Raw genomic sequence first — 25,262 nt, 5'->3', positions numbered from 1 at the left:
TCGGGCGCTTTTTGTGTGGGCATTATTAAGATCAGGAGGCACATTGACATGATTCAATATGGATCGGACCGGGTGTATGAATTGAAGTTTAATGCCTATTACCCCAAATTGGAGCGGCGGAACGACCAGTGGGTGGATATCGATCTGAAGCTTGTTCTGTCTCCGGATACGCCGGCACCTGCAGAAACGACGGATCTGACGGCGCTCGTGATCTGCACCGTTCATGGCGTTATTGCTCAAATCGTTCCGCTGGATGAAGGCTGCGACTGTGAATTTCAATTTACGGCTGATGAGAAGGCGCAAATAACGGCGTATATTGAAAGTCCCATGATACAGACTGCGATCGCCAAACTGTCGTTACCTGCCCGGTAATAGTTGTGGTAAAATAAGCATACCTTGTCCACGGTTGGAGGTGTTGTTTCATGCGGAGTGAAGGCGCCCGCGTACTGACGCCGGCCGATATTCGCAACATCCGACGCTATGTCCAGCAGAAGTATGCCGATCTGCCGCAGGAGCGGCATGCCGAGATCGTAGACGATGCGATGGAGCGGATCATTCTGAGGCAGCTCCCGGATTTTCCGGAGGAGATGAAGATTAAGCTGACCAGGCAGCTGTTGAAAGAGGTCGTTCTTGAGCAGCAGCGTGCGGTGGGCAACGATCATATTTTTGCTGCTTGCGTTACGATGGATTTGACGGATCGGAGCTTGTCCGAGCCGCTTCATGCGTGGACAGAGCAGCGCTTGCAGAGCCGTGTCGACGCCGAACATTTTCATATGCTCATCAAAGAAGCGATATCGTCCAGCCTGAAGCAGACCTGCGGCGTCAATCAAGCCACGCTATGGGAGGACTTCGCGAGCCGTGTTCGCCTTGCTGCGATAATTGGACAGGCAGTCCCTGAACCTCCCGCCAGAATGGCTGACATTGTACCGCTACCGGTCGACAAAGTTTCTAAGCCGCGGCCTGCAGCGTATTTGCTTTTATCGCTTCTGCTCATTCTGGGAATGTTCATGTACGGATGGCTGGCTTATCGTCCGGCAGCTCCAGCGAAGCAGCCGAATGTTAGCGCGCCGAGACTTCCTGCACCAGCTTCATCCGTTTCGAAGGACGGGCTGCCGCCGGAGCTGCGGTATACCGATGTGAACCGCCAGAAGCTGGCGGAGTACCTAAACGGAAGAAATTCATTGCTGGCCGAGAAATCTCACATGGAAACGATCTTTTCGGTGGCGAAGAAATTCGATATTCATCCTTTATTATTATTCGCCATCACCGGTCAGGAGCAAGGCTTCATCCCTAAGGATCATAAAGAAGCGAAGAAAATCGTCAATAACCCGTTTAACGTGTATAACAGCTGGCGCAAGTACAACACGTCATTAGAAGAGTCCGCGGCCATCGCAGCACGTACCGTTAATCGTTTAAGCAAGGCGCGTCCTGCGGATACGGATCCATTCATGTGGATAAACCGGGAGTATGCCGAGGATCCGAACTGGTGGAAAGGCGTAAGCAGTTTATTCACCACAATGAAGCGCCATGTCGGGACAAGCGTTGAACCATAGAGAGGCATTCGCTAAAAAACATGAATCCCAGCTGAAAAAACCGATATGGGCCGGATGGGCATCCTCCACTTTGTTTGAATTGAGGAGGATGATCTTATTTTAGGTACGGAAACATACTCTTGAAAGAAGCAGAGAGTAATCGAATCCGGCTGCGGACAGAACGAGGTCCTTGGATGATGGGATGGCATGCAAGGGGAGATGAGCAATCGATAGGCAATCCTGTTATTTTCACCCCGATATCGAATCGAATGAGCCCTGCAAAGCCTGCAATAAACGGCTCTGCGAGATGTGCGGCGACCCTGAATATCCTGGCTTCTGTTACGGATGCAGCTTAGACCTGAGGAACGGCAAATCGCCCTTCCGAGAGCGAGATAACGTGTATGACGTCGTCATCTATCTGCTTGTTAAGATGATGAGCGTATTGCTATCCGTATTTCTCAGTGCGGTACCGATCGGTTTCGTGATGGGTTCCATGGATGGCGAGCGGCTGTTCGTTATCAGTCTGGTGAGCGCGATCATTGTTCTTCTATTCGGAGTGCCGCTGTCAATGGTGATCGATCTCATTTGCAAGAGCAATAAAGGCGGCAGCTATATCGCAAAAATGATCCTTCACGGCGCTGCGGGCGCACTGGTGGCGGGGTTTGTCTTCACCGACTTCAAGGAATGGATGATATTTATTATCGGAATTATACAATTCACCTTCTACTACATGGTGTATGCGGTCATTGCATCGTACATAAACCGGTACAAGCGGGAATAAATGAGGTTACAACCGTATAACGAATCACGAAGTATCTTCCGTTTTATTCTATGAATGAGGAGATTAACCATATAATGGGCAAGGTATTAATCATTGCAGAAAAACCCGATATGGGCCGCACGATTGCGGCCGTTATCGATCCGAAAGCGCAGAATAAACGCAGCTACCTGGAAGGGGAGCGGCATATCATAACGTGGGCGATCGGACACCTGGTCGGTCTGGCCGAGCCGGATCAATACGATGCGAAGTATAAACGATGGAATGAATCGGATCTGCCGATTATCCCGGATCGGTTCAAGCTGTGGCCGAACCCGCGCACGAAGGATCAGCTGAAGACGATCGGAGAGCTGGCCAAGCGCTGCAACAGGCTCGTGAACGCATGCGATGCCGGGCGCGAGGGGCAGCTTATTTTTCATCTGATCCGCCAATATTTGAAGCTGTCGCAGCCGGTAGACCGACTCTGGATATCCGACTTGACCCCGGAGACGATACGGCGCGGCTTCGATACGCTGCGCAGCGACGGGGAGTATGACGCTTTGACACGGGCGGCGCGCGCACGCAGCGAAGCCGATTGGCTTGTCGGAATGAATGCCTCCCGCGCGTTCACGATCCGCCATCGGACCTTGCTATCGGTAGGCCGGGTCCAGACGCCGGTGCTTGCGCTGCTCTATGACCGTCATAAAGAGATTACGGCATTCAACAGCGAGACCTTTTTTATTGTACAGGCCCAATTCTTGCAGCAGGATTTCGGCTATAAGGGTATCTGGCAGGGCGACCGATTGACGGAACGGGAGAAAGCGGAGGCGATCGCCGCTAAAGTGAAAGGCAAGCCTGGCCGAATCATCAGCTACGAGACGAACGAAACGAAGGAATACCCTTACCGGCTCTACGACCTGACCTTGCTTCAACGGGAAGCGAACGGCAAATTGGGATACCCGGCGAAGAAGACGCTGGATATTGCGCAGTCTCTATATGAGAAGCACAAGGTGATTACTTATCCGCGGACCAGCTCCAACTATGTCACGGAAGAAACCATACCTGTCATGGGCAATGTGCTGAACATGCTGAAGCAGACCGCATACGGAGAATTGGCAGCCGGCGCAGACCGCAGCCGCGTGCACAAAGGGAATAAGGCGGTATGCAATCCGGCCAAGGTCGAGGATCATCACGCCATTCTGCCTACCCCCAAGCGCCCCGGTACCTTGAGCTCGGAAGAGCAGGCGCTGTACGATATGATCGTCCGTCGGTTTCTATCGCACTATTATCCGCCTGCCGTGTACAACAATCATGAAGTCTTGACGGAGGTCGAACAGGAGACGTTTCGCACCCGGGCGAAGGAGCAGCTGGATCCCGGCTGGCGCGTCGTGCTAAGCGGAGACGATTCGGAGCCGGCGAAATCGAAGAGTCGCAAGAAGAAGGGCGAGGAGCAGGCCGATGATGCGGAAGACGAGCTTGAACTGACCGATCGGCCTTTCTCCGTCGATGCTTCAAGGCCTGTACAATGCGAGAAAGCAGAAGCCGTCGAGAAAGCGACGACCCCACCTAAGCCTTATACGGAGGGTACGCTCCTGAAAGCGATGGAGGGGGCTGGCAAGTCGATCGAAGACGACGAGCTGCGCGAGGCGATGAAGCAGACCGGCCTCGGAACGCCGGCCACGAGGGCGGCAACGATCGAGCGGTTGAAGCAGGTCGGGTACATCAAGCCGGCAGGCAAACGGCTGGATATAACGACGAAGGGCTGCGCGGCTATCGAGCTGATCCGGGGCGCGGGCGTCGATCTGTTGGCTTCGCCGGAGATGACGGGACGCTGGGAGCAGAGGCTGCATCAAATTTCCAGAGGCGAGGCGTCGGATGAGCAATTCATGATGAAGGTGAAGCAATTTGCCGAGATGATTGTCGGCAAGGTGAAGCTGCAGCGGCCAGCCGATGCGAGTCTGTTCGGAGATGAGAAGGAGCAGAAGTCAAGAGGCGGTAAAGCCGCGGGCAGGTCAAAGGGCACAAGCGCGAAGCGGGAGAGCGGCACGGGCACGACGGACCGCAAGCCCAAAGCGGCGGCCGCAAAGCCTGCGGAAGCCGCTGGCTCGCCCTCTGTGATCGCAGCATGTCCCCGTCCCGGATGCGGCGGTTCGCTTATCGAAGGCAAACGGGGCTACGGTTGTATCCGGTTCAAGGAGGGCTGCTCGTTCGTCATATGGAAAGAGCAGAACGGCAGAACGATTACGGCAGCTATGGCCAAGGCGTTGGCGACGAGCGGGGTCACCCGCAAGCAAACTTTCAAGATTAAGGACGGCCATACGCTTTCGGGAAAATGGGAGCTGACCGATTCTGCGAAAGGAACGATTTCGTTTATCGAAATGAAGGACTAGCTGGGGCTGTCTCATATGTGTGAATCTTAGTTGCGCTTAATGTGAATGCGTTGTACTTACGCACGCAAAATGGTGGTGTCGGATTAATTCCCGGCACCACCATTTTGTTTGTGCAAGTAATTCGAAAGAAAGGTACAGCAACTGCGATCGTAAGAATATGCTGTCTGAACTGCGGGCAGAATTCCTATCCTTCGTTCTTCACTCAAGAGCGTTCTCTTAAGTATTCATTTATCGTCTTCGGTACGTCACTGAGCTGGTCCAACGTGTAGAAAGCGCCCTTGGGAATGACATCAATACCGGTGATGTTGTAGACCCATTCCGAATCGCTCTTCATATGAATGGCATGGATGCCTGCTGTAAGGGCAGGTACAACGTCCGTCCGGATCGAGTTGCCGATCATCCAGGTCGTTGTCCGGTCGAATCCGCCCGTCGACAGAATTTCTTCCATCGCCTCGATATTCTTATGGGAACGGATGTAAATACGCGAACCGAAATATAGTTCGAGCCGCATCTGCTTAATCTTGCGTTCCTGTATAAGCAGCTCGCCGCCGGTATAGAGATGTAGCTCGTGGCCTTGACTGGCGAGACTGTCCAGTGTTTCTTCCATCATCGGGTAAGGCTCTACCTGATGCTCGTATACGCTGCGTCCCAGCTTCCATAAGAAATCCTCCTCGACCGCCGACCGGGCACGGCCATACAGAGAAGAGAAGTGCCGGTAGGTGTCGATGAATGATTGCGGGAAATGATCGCTCTTGAATCCATCCACCTTGATACGGGCGAGATCGATTTCGGTTTGCTTGTCGCGAACCGCCGTTCCGGTCAGGTTATAACCATGAAACCAGGCGGTCATGTCCTGAACGAATTGATCGATGACCGAGTAGAAATATTTGTTGCAATAGATTAGCGTATCATCCAAGTCGAATAGAAGGGTTTGCTTCATTAGGGTATGGCTCCTTTATGCATATGTTCCGCCGTCTTCTCAATCTACAGCATAGGTTTGCCTCCGTCAAATCGAATAATGTAGGACGCCCGGACAAATAATGTTATCGGAGGTGAGTCTGCTATGCCTTGGAACAAGAGCGAGAAGAAAGAAAATCGGGGAACCGAATCGAGTATCAAGGATCCTGCGATCGCGTTGACGCCTAATAAAACCGGCAACCGGCCGCCGAGTCTTAATGGCGTTAACAAGCAGCAGTCTTAAGGCAGCAGGGAGATCTTACGTTCCACCTAACAAGACACAGCGCGCGTCGTCCGGAAATAGGGACAGCGCGCGCTGTGCGTTTGGTTAAGCATATTTATCACGCTTCTCGTGAAGATCCTGCTTAATGAAAGCAATTCGTCTGCGAACGTAGAAATCATAGCTCTCGCCTCTCAGTTCCTTCGGAGAAATCACCTCCTCAGCTGTGTTGTCGATAATGGTGAGTTTGCCATCCGAGTAGAACTTAAACGTCAAATCCCGGAACGGACGATGCCGTTCGATAAATCGATAATTTTCACAGTTGTTCAAGATGATTAGCCTCCTTCGAAAAAGAAAGGTTATGGAACAAGTGTTCCTGTTTTTATTATACCAAACATTTGTTCGGATGGAAACTATTATTTGTTTCCCTTAAACTAGATTGATAGACTGCTATTTCCGAAGGATAAGGAGCGCCTACATGATTAGAGTGTCCGAGTTATCGAAGCAAATACCCGGCGGCCCGCGTGTACTGACGGGAATCAGCCTTGACATCCAGCCAGGCGAATTTATTGCGATCAAGGGAGCAAGCGGGAGCGGCAAGTCGATGCTGCTGCGCTGCCTGGCATTGCGGGAGAAGTGGAGCGGCGGACAATATATTGTCGATGACGTGGACATCTTCAAGAGGGGTCTTGCGGGCAAGATGAAGATTCGCCGCGAGATGGCCTATATGGAAGAGAAGCCGGTCCTCATTCCGAACCGTACCGCATTGAAGAACGTGCTGATCGGCGCAGCTTACCAAACGCCAGTATGGCGCCGAGTAACGGGGATGGTGCGCAGCGATGATTATATGGGTGCAATGGATATGGTCGAGAAGGTGGGTCTGCTGGACAAGGCGCACCAGAAGGCGGATAAGCTGAGCGGAGGAGAGAAGCAGCGGGTAGCGATTGCCAGAGCGCTCGTTCACGGAGCGAAGACGTTGTTGGCCGATGAACCGGTGTCCGGATTGGACCCGCATGCTTCGGAGCAGGTTCTATCCGACCTGAAGCGGTTGTGCACCCTGCAGGGAATTTCAGTCGTAGCCGTGCTGCATCAGGGCGATTGGGCCGAGCGCTTCGCCGACCGTATCATCGGATTGAACAATGGCCGGCTTGTGCTGGATATTAAAGGCAGACGCATGACGGAGAGGGAGAAAATGCTGCTGTAAGCGCCTACCGCGTGTCATGCATACTGGCGGCGGGCCATACAATGGAACATCAACCTAAATAGGCAGGTGTCCATTCTATGGCCTTTCAATTCCCAGCCATAATCCATCCGCACCGCGTAACCTTTCCGAAAGCGGAGCTGTGGATTCCTATCGTCAGCGGCCTGCACAATGCTGCGGCACACCGCGCAATCAATGAAACGATAAAGCAGCATGTAAGCCAGTTGGTTGCCGATCAAGGATCGCTCGATGACCCGCGTTCGGAGATGCAAGGTTATTTTGAGATCAAAAACAATCAGAAAAACGTACTCAGCCTTTCTCTATTCAATTATGCCTATACGGGCGGTGCACACGGTTTGACGCTGCAGCAGTCGCTTACGTTCGATATGGGAAACGGTAAATCCTATACGCTTGCCGAGCTGTTCAAGTCTGGAAGCCGTTATATAAGCCGATTATCGGATATAATCGAGTCCCAGATCGAGTCGCGCCAAATTGCTACGATCGAGCCGTTCAATGCTATTCGTCACGACCAGCCTTTCTACATTGCCGATCGAACCCTTGTCATCTATTTTGCACTGTATGAATTGACCCCTTATGCCTTCGGATTTCCATATTTCCCGATTTCGGTCTATGACCTGACGGATATTATTAATCCGAATGGTCCGTTAGCGCCGATGACCGTTAATAATTAATTCGCAGGATACGGTAACCATTCGTTCGGAGAGGGGCGTTATACAGCTGTTCTGGCAAGGGATGAACCTAAGTCTGAGGAGCCCTCTACAACTATGTTATATTTGCTCATCCTATTGCCGGCGATCATCGTTATCACGATGGTCATTATTATGTCCCAGCGCCGGCTGGATCGGAACAAACCGGTCATCATCCGTGAGCCTCAGCCATTATTCGAATTCGATCCGCCGCTTACGCCTCCGTTCGAACCAAGCGACGATTTCTCTGAGGAGACGCAGCTGCTTCGGAATGAAGGCGTTCAGGCTGATTATACCGTGCTGATCGTCGATGACCAGCCGGCGATTCGAATGCTCCTCCGCGAGCTGTTTGAGCTTGAAGGGATTGCAGTATTCGAAGCTCCCCACGGCCGGACTGCGATCGAGCTCGTGAAGCGTGCGCATATTGATTTTATATTGCTGGATCTCAAGATGCCGGATATGGACGGGATCGAAGCGCTGAGAGCGATTCGCGAGATCAACCCCCACGTACATGTTGCGATGATTACCGCATATGGCGACCCGGATAAGCTGGAAGCTGCGCAGCAGCTTGGCGTGCTTGCATCTTTTACGAAGCCGTTCGATATCGATATCGTGAAGAAGTTCGTCATATCCAAGATGAAATCGTAAAGGGTGATGATTCGTTGCGTGCACGACAGTGGATTGGTGCGGTTGCCCATTTACTTCTCGGCTTCCTCTTTCCTTACGTGTTCATCGGTTCCATTGTGCTCATCAACGGATTTATGTCACCGTCTACACCGAAGCAGAAGCTGATGGGAACGGTTATTGCAGTGGTGTATACGATCCTGCTAATCGCCGTGAATTGGCTGACGTTAAAAGGTCTTCCGAGACGGGTACGCTTAACCTCCATACTCGTCCATATCGTTCTATTTGCAGGTTCGAGTCTGCTCATGTTATGGTCGCTCCGCTGGTGAATTACCGGCGGGGCTTTTTTTGTGGTGATGACAGGGGACTCGTTCTCATACAGTCAAGTATGGGGGTGAGATATTCTTGGCTGTCATTATCGGATTTCTCTTATTTATCGCGGTCTGTGCGCTTTCGGTCTTTATCGGTTTTGCCGTTCACCGGAAACAGCGGCTATCGCTTCATCAATCGCTGGCGACGCATACGCCGTATGTTCGTTTTATGCAGGACAAACATGATTTGAACCGCCTTGGAATCGCCCAGCAGCTAACGCGCTCGCTGAACGGGTTCTCGGCCTTCGGTTGGTCTTTTTCCAATATGTCCGTCCTATGCGGCGCGGCTTTTCTGATGGCGCCTGCGGCAGCAGCCGGAGGACCGGCGGTCATCGGTTTCGGTTGGCCGATATTGGGCATGTTCTCCCTTATGGTTGCCTGCTCGCTCGCTTCGCAAGCATCAGCGTTGCCGACGGCAGGCGGAAGTTATCACTGGTCCGCCGCGTACGGCGGCATTCGGCTTCGTCTGCTGTCCGGATGGCTGTATGCCGGAGGATCCATTCTGCTGTTAGCCGCGACGAATGTAATGGTGGGGGTCTGGTTAAACGATATGCTCGCAGCGACTTTCGGTTATGAATCTCGTCTATGGATCCTCTGTGCGATTATTGTGTTTCTGTATCTTACTCAATCAGCCGTATGTATGAGAGGGACGCTATCGCTGGGTCGTATCTTCGCCGGAACTTCATGGCTGCAAGCGGCGGCAGTAATAGGCATCATCGCGTATCTTGCCATATCGCAATGGCCGGCGCTATACCCGATGGATATTTTGTTTCAGGCGAAGCATCCGCTCGATTCAACGGCGGGCAGCCAGACATCATTCTCCTTCATGGCGGGGCTGATACTGCTGGCAAGGATGTTTCTGGGGGCAGGAAGCGCGGGCCATGCAGCGGAAGAGACGGTGGATCCTCGAATCAGCACGCCATGGGCTATTTATTTGTCCGTCGTATATACATTCATATTCGGCTTCGTCTTGTTTGCGTTCCTCCTCCTTCATTACCCATCTGCGCTTGGCGAACATACGCCATGGTTCATTGCGACAGAGTGGTTGTTTGCCGCATGGCAGGAATGGAAGTGGATCATGAATCCGATTGCGGTTGCGGTCATTGCATGGATCGGCTGGAGCAGCGGTTTAAGCGCCATGACCACCGGATCGCGAATGTGGTTCACAATGGCAAGAGACGAGTCGGTTCCGCTGGCCCCTTGGTTTGCGGTCATTTCGGAGCGGTTTCGCACTCCGTATCGTTCCGTTCTGTTGATTGCAGTAACCGCGTGTGCGGTGACGGTGCCGATTGTCATCGTTATGGCGTTAGGGAGAGCGGGAGACGCTTACATTTTCCAACTGCTCGCGCTTAGCTTATTTGCCATTCATTTCGCATACGCGGCCCCAATCGCACTGAAACTCCGTGCCGGATCGAAAGGAGCCCCTTCATTGCCTGCAGGCCCATGGGCGTTGGGACGGTGGGGGCTGCCGGTAGATATTGCGGCCCTGGCATGGCTGCTAATAACGGGATTATGCGCGCTTTCACTTGTTCACCTGCCGATCCTGCTCTCGGCCGGATGCGCCGTTGTCTTGATTCTAGCCGCAATTGAAGTCAAGCGCCGGGGAATAATCGGGAAAGAGCCGCACAGAACGATGGGAACGATAACGTTCAGCAAGCGGACTGCGGATGAAATGATTCGAATTGAGCGAAAATTTCCGCAATATTAATTTCCCGAAATTCAGCCTCACTATTTCCCGGGGAAACGCAGAAACCTACATTAAATGATTGGTTCCGACATGACCGTGAAGCAAGAACAGCGATATTCGTACAAGATTTTCATATCGTTCATGCCATTAAACACAATACTTTTGGAGACACGACATTTACTGATGATGCAGCCACGGCCTATAATATAGGCATCCTATATCGGAAAGTGGTTGGAAGAATGGCGAAATCGGGAAATTTGGTATCGCTAAATGCAGCGATGCCCATTCAAGTGAAGCATGGAAATAAAGAAGTGCTGACAGGCATCTTCAAGCTTCCTGTTCAGGAGCGTCTGCATCTGGGGAAATTGGGTCTGACCGGCGACGGGCAGGGCGATCTCGTTCATCACGGCGGAGAGGATAAGGCGGTTTGCGTATATTCGGAGCAGCATTTCCCATACTGGGAACGCGAATGGGGACAGGCGCCGGAAGCGGGGGCGTTCGGAGAAAATTTCACGGTAAGCGCGATGACGGAGGAGCAGCTGTCCATTGGCGACGTGCTGCGTATTGGCGGAGCCGTCGTGCAGGTGAGCCAGCCTCGTCAGCCATGCTTCAAGCTGGCTATGAAGCATGGACGCCCGGATCTTGCGCTGAAGGTGCAAAGCAGCGGATATACCGGCTATTATTTCCGCGTCCTGCAAGAAGGCGACGTTGGGTGCGGGGATGAGTTGATTCTGGAGTCGGCACATCCCGCGGGTGTGACCATCGCGGAAGCGAACCGTGTCATGCACCGGGACAAGACGGATCTGGTCGTCATTCGAAGGCTGCTCGACATTAGCGAGCTGTCGAAGAGCTGGCGGGATACGCTCACTGCCAGACTGGCGAAAGGCGAAGTCCATCAATAACTGCGGCACCGGTCTTTGACTGATACAGTAGCTATTGTGCCATGTACTGCATATAATGATATGAATCCATGCTGATTAAGTTCATAACGGCATGAATGCGGGATTAATTCTCATATCATTTATTGATGGCCCTGAAGTTCATTCTTCAGGGCCGGTTCTGCCTGCATGAACCTGATGCGGGCTTACAGAGTAAGCGATCGTAACGCTTCTGTACAGGAGGTATCCATCCGGCATGACTACAGCTACGGCACTTGGTTACGGACCGCAGGATCGTCTTCTTATCGTGAACGCCGACGATTTCGGATTATGCCATTCCACGAATCTTGGCATCGAACGTCTGCTTGTGGACGGCATCGTTTCCTCCGCCACGCTTATGATGCCATGCGGCTGGGCAAGAGAAGCGGCGCAATGGAGTGCGCGGCATCCTCATCTTGACGTTGGCGTTCATTTCACGTTTACGAGCGAATGGGATGCGATGAAATGGGGACCTGTCTACCGGGGCGGATCGACGCTATCGCTGGTGACGGCTGAAGGATACTTCCAACGGGATGTGAAACGGTTCGAGAGGCAAGCGGATTCCTCGGAAGTGCGCTGCGAGTTAACCGCTCAGGTGGAGATGGCTCTGGCGCTAGGCGTGAACGTGACGCATGCCGATAATCATATGGGAAGCCTATACGGTCTTCAATTAGGCCGGCACTTCTTGAAGGAAGTGTTCGAGGTATGCGCCCAATACGGGCTTCCATTCCGCTTGCCGAGGTATCTGCTGCTTGAGAGCGGGCAGGTTGCGCCCCCCGAATTGGCGAAGCAAGCGGGCGAGATGGCGGAGCTGGCCGATTCGATGGGAGTCGTCGTATTGGATTATTTATTAGGTCTTCCCTTCCGGGCTGCATCCGGTGAAACCTATGATGAGATGAAGGGGCAGATGATTGCGATTCTGGGCAATCTGCATCCCGGCGTATCCGAGATCATCCTGCATCCTTCGCTCGTTACGGATGAGCTGAACGCCTTTCATGGTGCGCCGGCCCGCCGCGGTATGGAGATGGAGCTGTTTCGGGATCCGGACATCCGCCGGAAGATTCAATCCGAGGGCATCATTCCTGTCCGATGGCGTGACCTTCGCGATTTGCAGCGCCGTTCCTGATGAACGCGCCATGCAGCGGGAATAACAATGAAGATCTTCCGTCATGCACATTGTGGACTGCCATCTATACGGCAAGCCCAATGTGTTCTTTTTTCGTACAAGAACTCTATTCGCAATTGTATTATAATGGTATACTGATTGTTGTGAATTTATAAAGAATTCAGACAATTAGGGAAGGGGAGTGGGAGGATTGACGGTTCTTCCAAAACAAAACGAACTCGGGTTCTTCGAGATTCGCCTGGAGTCGATCGGCGGACTCGGGGCCAATCTGGCCGGTAAAATGCTGGCTGAAGCGGGTGTGGTTGGAAGCGGATTCAATGGCGTTAGTTTTTCTTCCTACGGTTCTGAGAAGAAGGGTTCTCCGGTCAAGGCGCATATCCGGTTTTGCGATATGGATACGAATATCCGGGATACAACGCCGGTAGAAAGACCGCATATCGTCGGTATCTTCCACGAAAATTTGTCCAAGACGGTCAATGTCATCAGCGGCATCTACGAAGATAGCGTCGTGCTCGTCAACTCCTCCAAAAATACGGAACAGCTCAGAGAGAAGATGAAGCTTCTCGGCGGCACCATTGCGGTCGTCGATGCAACAGGCATTGCACTCGAAGAGAAGAATCGCGTCAATATGGCGATGCTGGGCGGTTTGTTCCGGCTTTGCAGCTTCCTTGATTATGAGCATATGAAAGTCATTATCCGAAAATCACTCGAGAAGAAATATCCGCAAGCCGTGGAACCGGCTTTGCGAACCTTTGAGCGGGGCTATAACGAGGTTCAGTCCCAAACCTTCGCCGTTCCCGAAGGGATGACGATGCCTTCGCCGACGCGCTGGGACATTCCGGCGCTTGGTTACGCCACGCAGCCGATGGGCGGGACGATCGTCAATCCGGGCAACAGCGTTCTGAAGGATTTGAGCATATCCCGGGAAGGCATGATGCCGCATTTTGATGAAGAGAAGTGCATTCACTGCGCGGCATGCGATACCGCATGTCCGGACTTTTGCTTCGTATGGGAGGAACAGCCCGACAAGAAGGGGCGTCTGCAGATGTTTCTGCAGGGAATCGATTATCAATACTGCAAGGGCTGTTTGAAATGCGTCGTGGCCTGTCCGACCGAAGCGCTTCAATCGGCGCGCGAGACGGACGGCTATGGCGAAGCGAATCGCGTGCCGCATCGGTTCCAGTGGGCGAACGGGTAACACCGGCAGGCGAAGGAAGAGAGGAGAAGAACAATGGCCATCGAAATCAATAAGGAAGTAAGCCGGGGCAAGGTTGAACAGCGGATGGTGTATGAGTCTGGTAATGAAATGGCAGCGTATGCCGCGCATCAGATCAATTATCACGTTATGGGCTATTTCCCGATATCGCCTTCGACAGAAGTCGCGCAATTCCTGGATTTGATGAAAGCCAACGGTCAGCACGACATCAAGCTGATCCCCGCGGACGGCGAGCATGGTTCGGCTGGCATATGCTATGGCGCATCGGCAGCAGGCGGACGCGTCTTCAATGCAACGAGCTCGAACGGTTATTTGTATATGCTGGAGCAGATGCCGGTCCAGTCGGGGACCCGTTTCCCGATGGTGATGAATCTCGTCTGCCGTTCCGTGTCGGGCCCGCTCGATATCCATGGCGACCACTCTGATTTGTACTATGCCTTGAATACCGGTTGGCCGATCTTGATGTGCCGCGACCCGCAGGCGGTGTACGATATGAATATTATGGCGCTGAAGCTCGCGGAGGATGCCGAGGTGCGCCTGCCGGTTCTGGTAGCATCGGACGGCTACTTCACGTCCCATCAGAAGCGGCGTGTCCAGACCTTCGCAAACCGCACGGATGTGCATGCCTTCATCGGAGATCAACCGCCGGGTGGCTATCTTCATGTGCTCGACCGCAATAATCCGATTACGGTCGGTCCTTATATGAATGAGCCTGATTATATCAACAACTGTTATCAGCAGTCGGTAGCGATGTATAATGCCGCTCATGTATTCGACCGCATCCGCCAAGAATATGCGGAGCTGACCGGAAGAGACTATCCGATTCTGGATCTGTATCGGATGGAAGACGCGGAGGTAGCGGTATTCCTGATGAATTCGGCCTCCGAAATCATCAAGGATGTCGTCGACCAGCTGCGTGCCAAGGGGATCAAAGCCGGCTCTATCGCGCCGAACATGATACGCCCGTTCCCGGCTCAGCAGATTGCGGAAGCGCTTCGCAATGTGAAGGCGGTGACCATCGGGGATCGCGCCGATTCCTATGGCGGACATGGCGGGAACATGACCAACGAGATCAAAGCGGCGTTATTTACGCATGGCAACCCCGGTACGCTTGTCGTCAGCCGGGTGTATGGATTGGGCGGCAAGGATTTCTACGCGGAGGACGGCCATCATCTATTCCAGCTGGCCCTCGATGCGGCAGCTTCCGGGAAGGTTGACGTACCGTTCGATTATTACGGCCACACGCCGGGAGATCCGGAGAAAGCTCCGAAACGCGTGCTGGAGCCGATGAAGTACGAGGATCTGAAGACGGGTCTTATTACGGTGGATCGGGAAGCTTCGACCGGCAAGCTTAAGGTCAAGCTGCCGCCGATCCGGCAGCTGATGAAGAAGCCGAAACGGCTTGCGCCGGGTCACGGCGCATGTCCGGGCTGCGGCATATTCTCGGGCTTGGAGCTGTTCTTCAAGGGAATCGAAGGCGATATCGTCGCTTTGTATCAGACCGGCTGCGCCATGGTTGTTACGACCGGGTTCCCGTACTCGTCGCATAAGGCCACCTATATTCATAATCTGTTCCAGAATGGGGCGGCCACCTTGTCGGGTGTCGTCGAAATGTTCTGGGAGCGCAAGCGCCGCGGCGAGCTGGACCAATACGGACTGAAGGATGACTTCACATTCGTTATGATTACCGGCGACGGCGGCATGGATATCGGCATGGGTCCGGCAATCGGCAGCGCACTGCGCAATCATAAAATGATCATTCTCGAGTACGATAACGAAGGCTATATGAACACGGGAGCTCAGCTCTCATATTCCACGCCGCTTGGCCATCGGACCTCGACGTCCAATGTGGGCAAGCATCAGGGCGGGAAGCTGTTTCATCATAAGGATACGGCGCAAATCATGGCGGCTACCAACATTCCATATGTCTTCACGGGTTCGGAGTCCATGACCCAGGATTTGCTCCGGAAAGCGGCCAAAGCTCAATATTACGCTCAGAATGTCGGCTTGGTGTACGGCAAGATCCTGATCACCTGTCCATTAAACTGGCTGTCCGAAGAGAAGATCGGACAGACGCTCATCGACGAAGCGGTCAGCTCCTGCTTCTTCCCGCTGTATGAGGTGGAGGAAGGCGTAACGACGATCACCTTCAATCCGGAAGAGAAGGGCAAACGCATTCCGCTTGGCGATTGGCTCAAAAACATGGGCAAGACCAAGCATCTGACGAGACCGGAATACGCGGAAGCATTGAAATCATTCGAGGATGAAGTCGAACGCCGCTGGATGCGGCTGAAGGCGAAGCACGAAAACCCGTATTTATAAAAGGGTACCTCTCGTCCTTCCCGGCCTAGAAAGCGGGGCGCAGCCAGATGAGGCGGCTGCGTCCCGCTTTCATATTTGAACGTGATGTCTTCTATTTTCTATGGATATAAATCTCAAGGAAGCAACGAACTTCATCCGCCGGAGAACGGCGATCGCCGCGCTCTTTCATTGCGATGGAATCGATAGGGGGATATGCTACATGCTTTGCGTACTTCGGCATCGTATAACAGGTGAAATCGCATGCGGGTTCCGGCGCAATTCGTACGACTTGGAATATTACGGCGCCTTATGGTGGGAAGATAAGGAAGCGGCTGAACAGGAGAGCGCCGAGCAGCTCGCCCTGTCCGGGCACGAGCATGATTCGGATTGGGAAATTGTCGAGGTCGGCGAAGAAAGGCTGAAGCTGTTCAACGTCAAGGTGAACAACGACAAAAACAGACACATCGTGCTTGAACGTGACGGGAAGATTTCCATACGCAAAGATATTGCCCCGTTATAAGGAATGATGTGGTTTATTCATGCAAGAGAGGTGAGCGTGGCCGGTTATGAAAACAGCGCAATATGACTACTTTCATCAGTTTTGCGAGGTTCGCGACGAGACCTCTGCACTATCGTTAGGCAGCAAGTTTAGAGCGGATGGTTTCACGGCGGTTCGGCGGTTTCTGGATGAATTTCGCGATTACTTGCGGCAATTCGGGGATGCCGAATGTCAGCAAGCGTCGGAGCGGCTTCAGCTGGCCCGAGCGATGCTTCCGAATCCGGGAGAAGTCAGCCCTTCCTGGGTGAATATCTGGAAGGAATACGACAGCATTATTCGGACGAAAAGGGTTGTGCTCGGTTCGATACCTGTCACGGCCCGCGAGGGCGAATGGCAGGTGCTGCTCGACAATCCCCATTCGAATCAGAACATCGCCGTATACCCGGGCTTAACCTTCATGGAAGCGATCTATATGTTCGCTTACTTCCGATCGGACATGATGCCAAGCGAATATATCCGCCTGCAAAAAATCGACACGCTGCTGACGTTTACCGGCGTGGATCGTAAAGGATTCGACGAATGAAGAAAAAGGTTTTGCTACCCTGATGAACGGGCAGCAAAACCTTTTATTATGGGTGTATCGGGTTCGACACGGTACGGTACCGCTCCGAAGCAAGCAGGTGGGTGGCAATCTTCTTGCCATGGAAACGGCCAGTTTCGATGAAGATTTCATTGGCTTCCCGCTTGGATGCTACGACGCCGGCCAAATAAATACCGGGCACGTTGGTCTCCATCGTGTCTTCGTTGAACGTCGGGTATCCTTCAGGCTCAATCGTCACGCCGATCGAGGTGAGAAAGGCGCGGTCGGGGTGAAAGCCGGTCAGAGCAAGGACGAAGTCGTTGGCGATCTGCTCCGTTCCTTCGGCATTTTCAATCGTCACGGAGCGCGAGTCGATCGCAACGACGCGGGAAGAGAAGCGCATGGCGATTCTTCCCTTGGATACAAGACTTTCGAAAGAAGGCTTGACCCAAGGCTTGATGCTCTTCGAATAATGCTCGCCGCGGTAGACGACGGTAACCTTAGCGCCGACTCGCTCAAGCTCCAGTGCGGCATCGATGGCGGAGTTGCTTCCCCCGATAATAGCCACGTTCATACCGGTATAGGGATGCGCTTCCCGGAAGAAGTGACTAACCTTATCGAGATCTTCACCCGGAATGCCAAGCTCGTTCGGATGATCGAAATATCCGGTGGCGATCACGACCGCTTTCGCGCGGTAGGCTAGCTGCTCACCGTGACGGTTAACGCTTGTCAGTTCGTACAATCCTTCAGCAGAAGGCGTGATGGAAGTGACGGCTTCATAGGCGTTGATCCGTACTTGACGCCGAAGGGCCACATTGCGGTAGTAGTTGAGCGCCTCGATCCGGGAAGGCTTGTCGTTGGCGGTCGTGAACGGTATCCCGCCTATTTCGAGAAGCTCGGGCGTACTGAAGAAATGCATATAGGTCGGATATTGAGAGATGGAATGAACGACGTTCCGCTTCTCGATAATAAGTGCGTCCACGCCGACCGCTTGCAGTTCGATAGCAGCTGCCAGACCGCAAGGTCCGGCGCCGATTATGATGATTTGTTCGTCATTCATGGACGAGATACCCCCATATCATAAGATATCCGCTTGGAGCGGGAATACGCGCAGCTGGATAGGAAACATATTTATTCTAGCACAATCGGACAATCAATTCTCTTCACTTTGGCATTTGGCTATGTGTACAAGCGGCTTTATGATGTATAATATACGTTATTGATGCATTATTGAGGGGGAGATAGAATGCGACGGCGCTTTGTTATTGAAGCCGTAATGGTAGCTACTTATGGACAATTGCTCGTGCCAAGCCGGCCGGTCGATTTTGTCTTGCCATATTCGACGATCTTAGAGCTGTACGATATGAAGGACGGATCGGATCCGATTATGGACAATCCGGAGGACGATGCGCATGTGAAGCAGAAAATCGCGGAGCTTATCGCTTTCTTCGAAGATCCGTTCAATCGCAAAAAAATCGAACGCGCGCTCCAGATGCCTTGGCGCGAGAGCTCGCCGCTCCTGTTGAACGATACTATTCAATTCACGGTCGTGCATGCGGTGGATAACGCCCATTATGGCGAATATTTCGACCCGATCGAGACCGAGCTGCTGCTTACTTCGCTAAAGCTGGACGTTCCGCTACTATCGGATCAATTCGAATTCCAGGACCGGCTGATCGAAGCCGAAGTGCCCGTGCAAGTATACGATATTGAGGATTATGAGTTTGCGGTAGAGGAAGGCATTCCTGCGACGAGCTGGGAACCCATGCGAGACGTATAGTGGATGCAGCGATTGCAAATAACCCGCCCAGGGATGAAGCCGGGCGGGTTATTCGTGTTCAAGCGGCGGCGCCATCCGCTAGCAGAGGGCGAATAGAATTAGAAAGTTGGGTATGAGGCATGGGGTGAAGGTCGGGAAGCAATAACCGATGACGAACCCGAATAAATTGGTAACCGGGAAGATCAGAAAGACATCATTGAAGGTGAACGCAAGCGACCACCGGTTATAGCAATAGCCTTGCAGAACCCTCGCATCCGAGTATCGCGGGGAACCTGTGCCGAGCTGCGCGAATTGGACAGCCTGCTGCAGCGTCTGCGGTCGCTGTTGGATGAAGTTCTGCAGCTGAGCGGGATTATATTTCAATAAATTATAGAGAAACACCATATCCGCCGGCGGCTGGGCTGCTGGCCGCGGATATTGCCCGAGAATGGTCGTCAAATTGCTTGGCGAAAGCTGAGGCGGAACGGCCAGCTGCGACGGTGAAGAAGTGCCGGGCTGCATTGGCGTCTGCGGGAAAGGAAAGATCCCCTGCTGTCCGCCAGGGAGCGGCATAGGGCCCGGCTGGGGGAATGTTCCCGGCTGCATAGGGGAGAACGGGAAGGAACGGATGGAAGCCGCGGTTTGTCCGCGGGGAGATTGGCAATTACATGGCATGAATCGACACCCTTCCTGATGATCTTCATGCTTCATCGTATGCGGCATTCGCCTAAAAGTGCAGGAATGCAGCGCAGGAGTGGTATAATTAGAGAAGAGCATGAATAGAGCTTGAACGGTTGGAAGGAAAGGACGATTATGAAAAAATTTATTATTGCCTGTATCGTACTTCTATTGATTTCAGGATTGGCTGTTGTGGGTGCGCTATGGTATGTGTCTCCCGGCGAATCGCTTGACCTTCGTTATCAAGAAGTGCCGCTCAAGGAACGTGCGCTCGATATGGTTCGCCGCATGACGCCCGAGCTTGTTCTGTCTGAGGACGATGTGAATCAATTGGGCAAGGAAGCGTTGGCAGGACAAGCGGAATATCAGCCGGGTGTGGTGATAACAGGCGCTAAATTCCGTCTCATAGGTGACCGTCTAGCCGCTGACGTGAATATTAAGGTAAGAGACCTCATTCCGATCGGACTTACGCTAACGTACCGGCTTGACTGGAAGGAGCCGGATCTGATCGCGACGATCGAGGAGGCGAAGGTAAAGGATATTACGATTTCGAACCAATGGTTCGACGATGTCTTCATCCCGCTCGGAAGCTATCTTCCGGAGCTGCTTAAAGTAGATCAAGTTCGTATTGGCGATGAGAAATTAACGGTCAAATTCCGCACGCCGACACTGCAGGAAATGCGCAAGCTGCTTCAATAATTGCATCCTATACGATCAGAAAGGGGCTTAAAGCCATTGTCTAACCCACTGAAGCCACAATTGGATTCCCGTTATATGCTCGATTTTCTAAAACAGATCCTCCAAACGCCGAGTCCGAGCGGCTACTGCATGCAAATAATGAAATTGATTCAAGACGAAGCTGTCCGGCTCGGCTATGCGATGGAGCTGACTCCAAAGGGAAATGGGATCATTACGATTCCCGGAGCCGCAGAGGGAGGCGCGCTCGGTTTATCCGCTCACGTCGATACGCTGGGCGCGATGGTGCGCTCCATAAAATCGAACGGCATGATCCGGTTTACGCCGATCGGCGGTTATGCCATGCACACCGTTGAAGGAGAATACTGCCTTATCCATACGCGTGACGGCCGAACCTACGAAGGAACCGTGCTGTCGACGAAGCCATCGGTTCATGTCTATTCCGATGCAAGAGATTGGAAACGGGATGAAGCGAATATGGAAATTCGGATCGACGAGAAGGCGGCAACGAAGGAAGAGGTGCAGCAGCTTGGTATTGGAGTAGGAGATTTCATCTCTTGGGATCCCCGTACCCGAATGCTGCCCAATGGTTGGATAAAGTCGCGACATCTGGACGACAAAGCCAGTGTGGCTGCTCTGTACGGCATGATGGAATGGCTGAAACGCGAAGCCGTGATCCCGGGCAGAACGGTCAAATTGATTTTCTCCACCTACGAAGAGGTGGGGCATGGGACGGCGCACATTCCGCAGGATATTACGGAATTGATTGCGGTGGATATGGGCGCGATTGGGGACGATCTCTCGACGACCGAGTTCGATGTTTCCATCTGTGCCAAAGATTCGTCAGGTCCGTATGATTACATGATGACATCGAAGCTGATCGAGCTGGCAAAGCGCGAATCGATTCCGCATGCTGTAGATATCTATCCGCATTACGGCTCCGACGCATCGGCTGCGCTGCGCGGGGGAAGCAACATCCGTGCGGCCTTGATCGGGCCGGGCGTACATGCTTCGCACGGAATGGAACGGACCCATGCGGATGCCGTGGTGAATACGGCTGCCTTACTGCTAGCCTATATCCTGGAACCGCAGGACAAATAATGTACAACTGTATCTGAGGGAGTGTCTGCAACCTTTCATTAACGACTATCGATTTCATTCAGGAGGAAGCTCCATTGGCTCATCTATATTTCAAATACGGTACGATGAACAGCGGCAAGACGTTTGAAATTATTAAAGTGGCTCATAATTATGAAGAGCAGGGCAAGGCGGTTCTCATCTTCTCGCCTGCGGTCGACACGCGAAGCGGTGCCGAGCATATCGGTTCCCGCGTAGGCTTCAAGCGCCAGGCGATCCCGATCCGGGACGATACCGATCTGTTCGAATACGTCAGGGCATATCAGTCTGCTCCCGAGTCGAAGCCGATCTATTGCGTGCTCGTCGATGAAGCGCAATTTCTGAAGAAGCACCATGTGATGGAATTAACCCGGATCGTGGATGAGTGGAATATTCCGGTGATGGCCTTCGGACTAAAGAATGACTTTCAGAATCAGCTGTTCGAAGGAAGCTACAATTTGCTCGTTCAAGCGGATAAGATCGAGGAGATCAAGACGATCTGCTGGTATTGCGACCGAAAAGCGACGATGGTGATCCGCTTCCGTGACGGACAGCCGGTTAACGAAGGCGAGCAGATTCAAGTCGGGGGGAACGAGGATTATAAGCCGGTTTGCCGGCGGTGCTATAAGAATGCCTTTCATCATGATGGAAGAGCGCCCCAATAGAGGCGCTCTTCTTTTTTGGGGATGATGACGTGATTGTTCGCGGATCTGAGCTAGCGGCAGCCTCGGCAGGCTGCCATCGTTTTCACAGGGGAGACGGTAAAAGAGCTAGCCGATTTCTCTGGTCCGGCTGATCGACTTCTCGATCACTTCCGAGACGCTCTCGATACTAACGGGCTTGCTTATATATTCATCCATGCCTGACGCCAAGTACATCTCATATTCGCCCTTGATGACATGGGCCGTAACGGCTACGATATAAGGCTCCTTCTTGGAATTTATCGATTCCTTGATGATCCGCGTCGCTTCCACGCCATCCATCTCGGGCATCTGAATATCCATAAAGATCATATCATACGGATAACGCTTTGCCGCTTCTATGGCCTCGATCCCGTTCGTGACGACGGTTGCATTATAACCGAGCTTCTCGATCATTTTTTTCAGTACGATCTGATTCACTTCATTATCTTCTGCGATCAGAATCTTCAACGAATTCTCAATGCTGCCGTCGTCGTGACGGGATAAGTCTCTTCGCATCTCCTCTTGATGACCTTGGATTTGGTAACGAACGGTAAATAGAAAGGTAGATCCGGGTTGGTCCGTACGCGGCTCATACCTGATTTCACCGCCCATGAGCTGGACCAGCTTCTTGCATATGGCAAGTCCTAGCCCCGTTCCTTCCACCTTGCGGGTCATGTAATTATCCACTTGATAGAACGGTTCGAACAGATGGACAACCTTATCGGCAGGCACGCCTATACCCGTATCCTGGATCGCGAAATGAAGACATACCGTATTCTTCTCCTCCATGGTGCAGTTGACGGAGATCGATATGGCCCCGTTAGGGGTGAATTTGATCGCATTGCCGAGCAGGTTCATCAGCACCTGCTTGAGCTTGGCGGTATCTCCCATTACAGTATTCGGAACTTCAGGGCTGACAGATGTCGTAATCTTAATACTTCGTTCGAGTGCTTTGGGCAAAATGACGTTCAGTGTTTCGGAGACGATCGACCTTACATGGAAGGGTTCTTCCATCAGATCGGCCTTGCCGGACTCGATCTTGGAGAAGTCCAGAATATCATTAATGATCATGAGCAGCGTATCGCCGCTCTTCTTGATGATCTCCACGTATTCATGCTGCTCGGCATCCAAGTTCGTCAACGATAGCAGGTCTGTCATCCCGATTACGCCGTTCATTGGCGTCCGGATTTCATGACTCATCATGGCCAGAAATTCACTCTTGGCTTGGTTCATCTTCTCCGCGGTTTCTTTCTCGATGATGAGCCTCTTCTGTTCCGTCATATCCTTGGCGATTAGGTAGAGGCCGACATTCTTGTTCTGAATGATAATCGGCGCCAGCGTGACGAGCACTTCAACTCCGATGCCCGCTTTATTATGGATAAACTGAATCGATTTCTCGACATGGCTGTAGTCGGTCGTGACCTTCAGGATATTGGCTAGGTTCTTCGCGCCGATTAATTTCGAAATACTGGATCCGATCAACTCCCCGATTGTATAGCCGGTGAGGTGCTCCGACATTTGATTTCCGTTGATAATCGTGCCGTCGAGACCGAAAGAAATGATGGCATCGTGATTGTATTTCTTTAAGGAGGTATAGCGCTCGATACTTTCCTGCAGCTTAAATTCCGCGATCTTGCTCTTCGTAATGTCGATGATTTGTTTAATAAACAGAGGACTGCCATCGTTCTCATCCCGCATTAATGATACATGCAAGGAAGTCCATATAACGTTGCCTTCTTTATGTAGGAAACGTTGTTCAACTTCTATATTGGAACGGGTTTCGTTCAACAATTCGTCTAATCGTTGTCTGTAATTGTCCTTATCTTCCGGAAAAGTCAGCTCTGCTGTCGTAAGGTTCATCATTTCTTCGGCAGTATAACCAAAAATCCGGTTGACCGCGGGATTGACGCTAACCCATTTATCTTCCATAGTTACGACCGCTATACCGATCGGAACATTCGTATATACATGCTTGACTAATGCTTCTTGATCGATGATACCTGTGCCCCGCATACTATGCACCCCCACTTATCCGATATTATACAGCACCCCAATTTGTGATCATAAGTCATTTTTTCATGATGAAAATCATTCGTAAAAACAATATTCACCCTTTACTTTATAACCGATTACCGTAAAACCAAAACCGATCAAAATAATGGTATCCAAATGGAGGCAAGTATGGCATTATGAGAGTGATTCTATGTAAATAAGGAGTGATTGTGTTGTCTACAACGGTTAAACTGCGCAGCGCTGTAATCGGATATGGCGGAGCCTTCAATATGGGCAAGCATCATGCATCGAAGATGATTGAATCCGGAATCGAGTTTGTCGCTGCTTGCGATTTGGATCCTGCTCGCGCGGCTCAGGCCGAACAAGATTTCCCGGGCATTCGCACGTTTACGAATGTCAGCGAGCTGCTGGCGCAGCCGGATATTGATCTCGTTACGGTGATAACGCCCCATAATACGCATGCCCCGCTGGCCGAACAGATCCTACATAGCGGCAAACATTGCATTCTGGAGAAGCCGATGTGCATCCATGCCGAGGATGCGGATAAGCTGGTCAAGCTGGCCGCTTCGAAAGGCCTGATGCTGTCGGTATTCCACAACCGCCGGTGGGACGCCTGGTATCTGACCGTCAAAGATCTAATGGATCGCGATTTGATCGGGGACATCTTCCATGTCGAAATGTACATGGGCGGCTATAATAAACCGGGCAATTGGTGGCGTTCAAGCAAAGAGATCTCCGGAGGCATGTTCTACGACTGGGGTGCGCATTACATCGATTATCTGCTTGGAATCGTGCCGGGTAAAGTACAGTCCGTACGCGGCTATATTCATAACCGGGTTTGGCATGACGTAACGAATGAAGATCATATCGAGAGCCACATTCAATTCGAAAGCGGAGCGGTCGCTCATATCGAGATGTCCTCGATCGCTAGAGCGGGAAAAGCCATGATACGCATTCTGGGTACGAAAGGCGCAATTGTCGCTCCGAGTCTATGGGAAGGTCATCTTACGTTGCATACCGAGGTCAATGGCCTTAATATCGAAACAAAGGTTCCTTGCCTGAAAGATAATCATGATGCGTACTATAACAACATAGCGGACCATCTGTACAATGGGGCAGAGCTGGTCGTCAAGCCAGAGGAAGCCAGACGCGTTATCGCTATATTGGAGACTTCCGAGCTATCCGCCAAAGCGGGCAAAGAACTGGAGCTGCCGTACGAAATCAACTAGCAG

At 52.3% G+C, this 25,262-nt stretch carries 26 protein-coding genes; 21 read left to right on the top strand and 5 right to left on the bottom strand.

What is annotated here, in order from left to right; translation table 11 throughout:
• Nucleotides 1-48 precede the first annotated feature (48 nt).
• The 4 genes from L1F29_RS19570 to L1F29_RS19555 all read left to right on the top strand — a co-directional run bounded on the left by L1F29_RS19570 (nt 49) and on the right by L1F29_RS19555 (nt 4,679).
• The gene (locus L1F29_RS19570; protein ID WP_258383742.1) at nt 49-372 is read left to right on the top strand and encodes a hypothetical protein; all 324 of its coding nucleotides are present in this window, start codon (nt 49-51) and stop codon (nt 370-372) included.
• Nucleotides 373-422: 50 nt separating this feature from the next.
• Nucleotides 423-1,553: a hypothetical protein gene (locus L1F29_RS19565; protein ID WP_258383741.1), complete on the top strand. Its 1,131-nt coding sequence runs from the start codon at nt 423-425 to the stop codon at nt 1,551-1,553.
• Nucleotides 1,554-1,929: 376 nt separating this feature from the next.
• The gene (locus tag L1F29_RS19560; protein ID WP_258383740.1) at nt 1,930-2,313 is read left to right on the top strand and encodes a hypothetical protein; all 384 of its coding nucleotides are present in this window, start codon (nt 1,930-1,932) and stop codon (nt 2,311-2,313) included.
• 74 nt (nt 2,314-2,387) lie between these two features.
• Nucleotides 2,388-4,679, top strand: coding sequence for a type IA DNA topoisomerase (locus tag L1F29_RS19555; protein ID WP_258383739.1), 2,292 nt, complete (start codon nt 2,388-2,390; stop codon nt 4,677-4,679).
• A 202-nt stretch (nt 4,680-4,881) separates the two neighbouring features.
• On the opposite strand, the gene L1F29_RS19550 is transcribed toward L1F29_RS19555, so the two are convergent.
• Nucleotides 4,882-5,619: an HAD family hydrolase gene (locus L1F29_RS19550; RefSeq protein ID WP_258383738.1), complete on the bottom strand. Its 738-nt coding sequence runs from the start codon at nt 5,617-5,619 to the stop codon at nt 4,882-4,884.
• A gap of 123 nt (nt 5,620-5,742) precedes the next feature.
• Here L1F29_RS19550 and L1F29_RS19545 point away from each other — a divergent pair, with 123 nt between their 5' ends.
• Nucleotides 5,743-5,880 carry a hypothetical protein gene (locus tag L1F29_RS19545; RefSeq protein WP_258383737.1) on the top strand — a complete coding sequence of 46 codons (138 nt, stop codon included), beginning with the start codon at nt 5,743-5,745 and terminating at the stop codon, nt 5,878-5,880.
• 84 nt (nt 5,881-5,964) lie between these two features.
• Here L1F29_RS19545 and L1F29_RS19540 read toward each other — a convergent pair whose 3' ends face one another.
• Nucleotides 5,965-6,186, bottom strand: a complete 222-nt coding sequence (locus L1F29_RS19540; protein ID WP_258383736.1) for a hypothetical protein — start codon at nt 6,184-6,186, stop codon at nt 5,965-5,967.
• 148 nt (nt 6,187-6,334) lie between these two features.
• Between L1F29_RS19540 and L1F29_RS19535 the strand changes: the two genes are divergently transcribed.
• From L1F29_RS19535 to L1F29_RS19485, 11 genes are all read left to right on the top strand, one after another.
• On the top strand, nt 6,335-7,060 hold the full coding sequence (locus L1F29_RS19535) for a phosphonate ABC transporter ATP-binding protein (protein WP_258383735.1): 726 nt from the start codon (nt 6,335-6,337) through the stop codon (nt 7,058-7,060).
• A 77-nt stretch (nt 7,061-7,137) separates the two neighbouring features.
• A complete protein-coding gene (locus L1F29_RS19530; RefSeq protein ID WP_258383734.1) occupies nt 7,138-7,749 on the top strand; it encodes a DUF3298 and DUF4163 domain-containing protein in 612 nt (203 codons plus the stop codon).
• Nucleotides 7,750-7,842: 93 nt separating this feature from the next.
• Nucleotides 7,843-8,412: a response regulator gene (locus L1F29_RS19525; RefSeq protein WP_258383733.1), complete on the top strand. Its 570-nt coding sequence runs from the start codon at nt 7,843-7,845 to the stop codon at nt 8,410-8,412.
• Nucleotides 8,413-8,426: 14 nt separating this feature from the next.
• Nucleotides 8,427-8,717 carry a hypothetical protein gene (locus L1F29_RS19520; RefSeq protein ID WP_258383732.1) on the top strand — a complete coding sequence of 97 codons (291 nt, stop codon included), beginning with the start codon at nt 8,427-8,429 and terminating at the stop codon, nt 8,715-8,717.
• Between the two features lie 76 nt (nt 8,718-8,793).
• The gene (locus tag L1F29_RS19515) at nt 8,794-10,467 is read left to right on the top strand and encodes an amino acid permease (protein ID WP_258383731.1); all 1,674 of its coding nucleotides are present in this window, start codon (nt 8,794-8,796) and stop codon (nt 10,465-10,467) included.
• Nucleotides 10,468-10,685: 218 nt separating this feature from the next.
• Complete coding sequence (locus tag L1F29_RS19510; protein ID WP_258383730.1) at nt 10,686-11,348, top strand: MOSC domain-containing protein; 663 nt, start codon at nt 10,686-10,688, stop codon at nt 11,346-11,348.
• A gap of 232 nt (nt 11,349-11,580) precedes the next feature.
• Entirely contained in the window at nt 11,581-12,489 is a 909-nt protein-coding gene (locus tag L1F29_RS19505; RefSeq protein ID WP_258383729.1) for a polysaccharide deacetylase family protein, read from the top strand.
• A 190-nt stretch (nt 12,490-12,679) separates the two neighbouring features.
• The gene (locus L1F29_RS19500; protein ID WP_258383728.1) at nt 12,680-13,687 is read left to right on the top strand and encodes a 2-oxoacid:ferredoxin oxidoreductase subunit gamma family protein; all 1,008 of its coding nucleotides are present in this window, start codon (nt 12,680-12,682) and stop codon (nt 13,685-13,687) included.
• Between the two features lie 33 nt (nt 13,688-13,720).
• Nucleotides 13,721-16,027 carry a thiamine pyrophosphate-dependent enzyme gene (locus L1F29_RS19495; protein WP_258383727.1) on the top strand — a complete coding sequence of 769 codons (2,307 nt, stop codon included), beginning with the start codon at nt 13,721-13,723 and terminating at the stop codon, nt 16,025-16,027.
• Nucleotides 16,028-16,226: 199 nt separating this feature from the next.
• Nucleotides 16,227-16,526 (top strand): hypothetical protein, encoded by a 300-nt coding sequence (locus tag L1F29_RS19490; RefSeq protein WP_258383726.1) that lies wholly within the window; start codon nt 16,227-16,229, stop codon nt 16,524-16,526.
• 46 nt (nt 16,527-16,572) lie between these two features.
• Complete coding sequence (locus tag L1F29_RS19485) at nt 16,573-17,088, top strand: hypothetical protein (RefSeq protein WP_258383725.1); 516 nt, start codon at nt 16,573-16,575, stop codon at nt 17,086-17,088.
• A gap of 46 nt (nt 17,089-17,134) precedes the next feature.
• Here L1F29_RS19485 and L1F29_RS19480 read toward each other — a convergent pair whose 3' ends face one another.
• Entirely contained in the window at nt 17,135-18,145 is a 1,011-nt protein-coding gene (locus tag L1F29_RS19480) for a YpdA family putative bacillithiol disulfide reductase (protein WP_258383724.1), read from the bottom strand.
• Nucleotides 18,146-18,331: 186 nt separating this feature from the next.
• Between L1F29_RS19480 and L1F29_RS19475 the strand changes: the two genes are divergently transcribed.
• Nucleotides 18,332-18,865, top strand: a complete 534-nt coding sequence (locus L1F29_RS19475) for an ADP-heptose synthase (RefSeq protein WP_258383723.1) — start codon at nt 18,332-18,334, stop codon at nt 18,863-18,865.
• A 78-nt stretch (nt 18,866-18,943) separates the two neighbouring features.
• Here L1F29_RS19475 and L1F29_RS19470 read toward each other — a convergent pair whose 3' ends face one another.
• On the bottom strand, nt 18,944-19,519 hold the full coding sequence (locus L1F29_RS19470) for a hypothetical protein (RefSeq protein ID WP_258383722.1): 576 nt from the start codon (nt 19,517-19,519) through the stop codon (nt 18,944-18,946).
• Nucleotides 19,520-19,657: 138 nt separating this feature from the next.
• Between L1F29_RS19470 and L1F29_RS19465 the strand changes: the two genes are divergently transcribed.
• The 3 genes from L1F29_RS19465 to L1F29_RS19455 all read left to right on the top strand — a co-directional run bounded on the left by L1F29_RS19465 (nt 19,658) and on the right by L1F29_RS19455 (nt 21,999).
• Nucleotides 19,658-20,221, top strand: a complete 564-nt coding sequence (locus tag L1F29_RS19465; protein ID WP_258383721.1) for a hypothetical protein — start codon at nt 19,658-19,660, stop codon at nt 20,219-20,221.
• A 75-nt stretch (nt 20,222-20,296) separates the two neighbouring features.
• Nucleotides 20,297-21,319: a M42 family metallopeptidase gene (locus L1F29_RS19460; RefSeq protein WP_258389737.1), complete on the top strand. Its 1,023-nt coding sequence runs from the start codon at nt 20,297-20,299 to the stop codon at nt 21,317-21,319.
• 74 nt (nt 21,320-21,393) lie between these two features.
• The gene (locus L1F29_RS19455; protein ID WP_258383720.1) at nt 21,394-21,999 is read left to right on the top strand and encodes a thymidine kinase; all 606 of its coding nucleotides are present in this window, start codon (nt 21,394-21,396) and stop codon (nt 21,997-21,999) included.
• A gap of 105 nt (nt 22,000-22,104) precedes the next feature.
• Here L1F29_RS19455 and L1F29_RS19450 read toward each other — a convergent pair whose 3' ends face one another.
• Nucleotides 22,105-24,030, bottom strand: a complete 1,926-nt coding sequence (locus tag L1F29_RS19450; protein WP_258383719.1) for a PAS domain S-box protein — start codon at nt 24,028-24,030, stop codon at nt 22,105-22,107.
• 212 nt (nt 24,031-24,242) lie between these two features.
• Here L1F29_RS19450 and L1F29_RS19445 point away from each other — a divergent pair, with 212 nt between their 5' ends.
• Complete coding sequence (locus L1F29_RS19445) at nt 24,243-25,259, top strand: Gfo/Idh/MocA family protein (protein WP_258383718.1); 1,017 nt, start codon at nt 24,243-24,245, stop codon at nt 25,257-25,259.
• The last annotated feature ends 3 nt before the right edge of the window (nt 25,260-25,262 follow it).

The organism is Paenibacillus spongiae (assembly GCF_024734895.1).
GTDB lineage: Bacteria > Bacillota > Bacilli > Paenibacillales > Paenibacillaceae > Paenibacillus_Z > Paenibacillus_Z spongiae.
The sequence above is the reverse complement of the archived record's forward strand: the minus strand, read 5'-3'. Positions and strand labels throughout refer to the sequence as shown.

Coding starts and splice junctions, on each gene's coding strand:
- L1F29_RS19545 (WP_258383737.1), top strand. CDS start 5,743: ATGCCTTGGAACAAGAGCGAGAAGAAAGAAAATCGGGGAACCGAATCG.
- L1F29_RS19565 (WP_258383741.1), top strand. CDS start 423: ATGCGGAGTGAAGGCGCCCGCGTACTGACGCCGGCCGATATTCGCAAC.
- L1F29_RS19510 (WP_258383730.1), top strand. CDS start 10,686: ATGGCGAAATCGGGAAATTTGGTATCGCTAAATGCAGCGATGCCCATT.
- L1F29_RS19505 (WP_258383729.1), top strand. CDS start 11,581: ATGACTACAGCTACGGCACTTGGTTACGGACCGCAGGATCGTCTTCTT.
- L1F29_RS19495 (WP_258383727.1), top strand. CDS start 13,721: ATGGCCATCGAAATCAATAAGGAAGTAAGCCGGGGCAAGGTTGAACAG.
- L1F29_RS19460 (WP_258389737.1), top strand. CDS start 20,297: ATGCTCGATTTTCTAAAACAGATCCTCCAAACGCCGAGTCCGAGCGGC.
- L1F29_RS19490 (WP_258383726.1), top strand. CDS start 16,227: ATGCTTTGCGTACTTCGGCATCGTATAACAGGTGAAATCGCATGCGGG.
- L1F29_RS19480 (WP_258383724.1), bottom strand. CDS start 18,145: ATGAATGACGAACAAATCATCATAATCGGCGCCGGACCTTGCGGTCTG.
- L1F29_RS19525 (WP_258383733.1), top strand. CDS start 7,843: ATGTTATATTTGCTCATCCTATTGCCGGCGATCATCGTTATCACGATG.
- L1F29_RS19570 (WP_258383742.1), top strand. CDS start 49: ATGATTCAATATGGATCGGACCGGGTGTATGAATTGAAGTTTAATGCC.
- L1F29_RS19550 (WP_258383738.1), bottom strand. CDS start 5,619: ATGAAGCAAACCCTTCTATTCGACTTGGATGATACGCTAATCTATTGC.
- L1F29_RS19475 (WP_258383723.1), top strand. CDS start 18,332: ATGCGACGGCGCTTTGTTATTGAAGCCGTAATGGTAGCTACTTATGGA.
- L1F29_RS19555 (WP_258383739.1), top strand. CDS start 2,388: ATGGGCAAGGTATTAATCATTGCAGAAAAACCCGATATGGGCCGCACG.
- L1F29_RS19465 (WP_258383721.1), top strand. CDS start 19,658: ATGAAAAAATTTATTATTGCCTGTATCGTACTTCTATTGATTTCAGGA.
- L1F29_RS19530 (WP_258383734.1), top strand. CDS start 7,138: ATGGCCTTTCAATTCCCAGCCATAATCCATCCGCACCGCGTAACCTTT.
- L1F29_RS19485 (WP_258383725.1), top strand. CDS start 16,573: ATGAAAACAGCGCAATATGACTACTTTCATCAGTTTTGCGAGGTTCGC.
- L1F29_RS19470 (WP_258383722.1), bottom strand. CDS start 19,519: ATGCCATGTAATTGCCAATCTCCCCGCGGACAAACCGCGGCTTCCATC.
- L1F29_RS19450 (WP_258383719.1), bottom strand. CDS start 24,030: ATGCGGGGCACAGGTATCATCGATCAAGAAGCATTAGTCAAGCATGTA.
- L1F29_RS19535 (WP_258383735.1), top strand. CDS start 6,335: ATGATTAGAGTGTCCGAGTTATCGAAGCAAATACCCGGCGGCCCGCGT.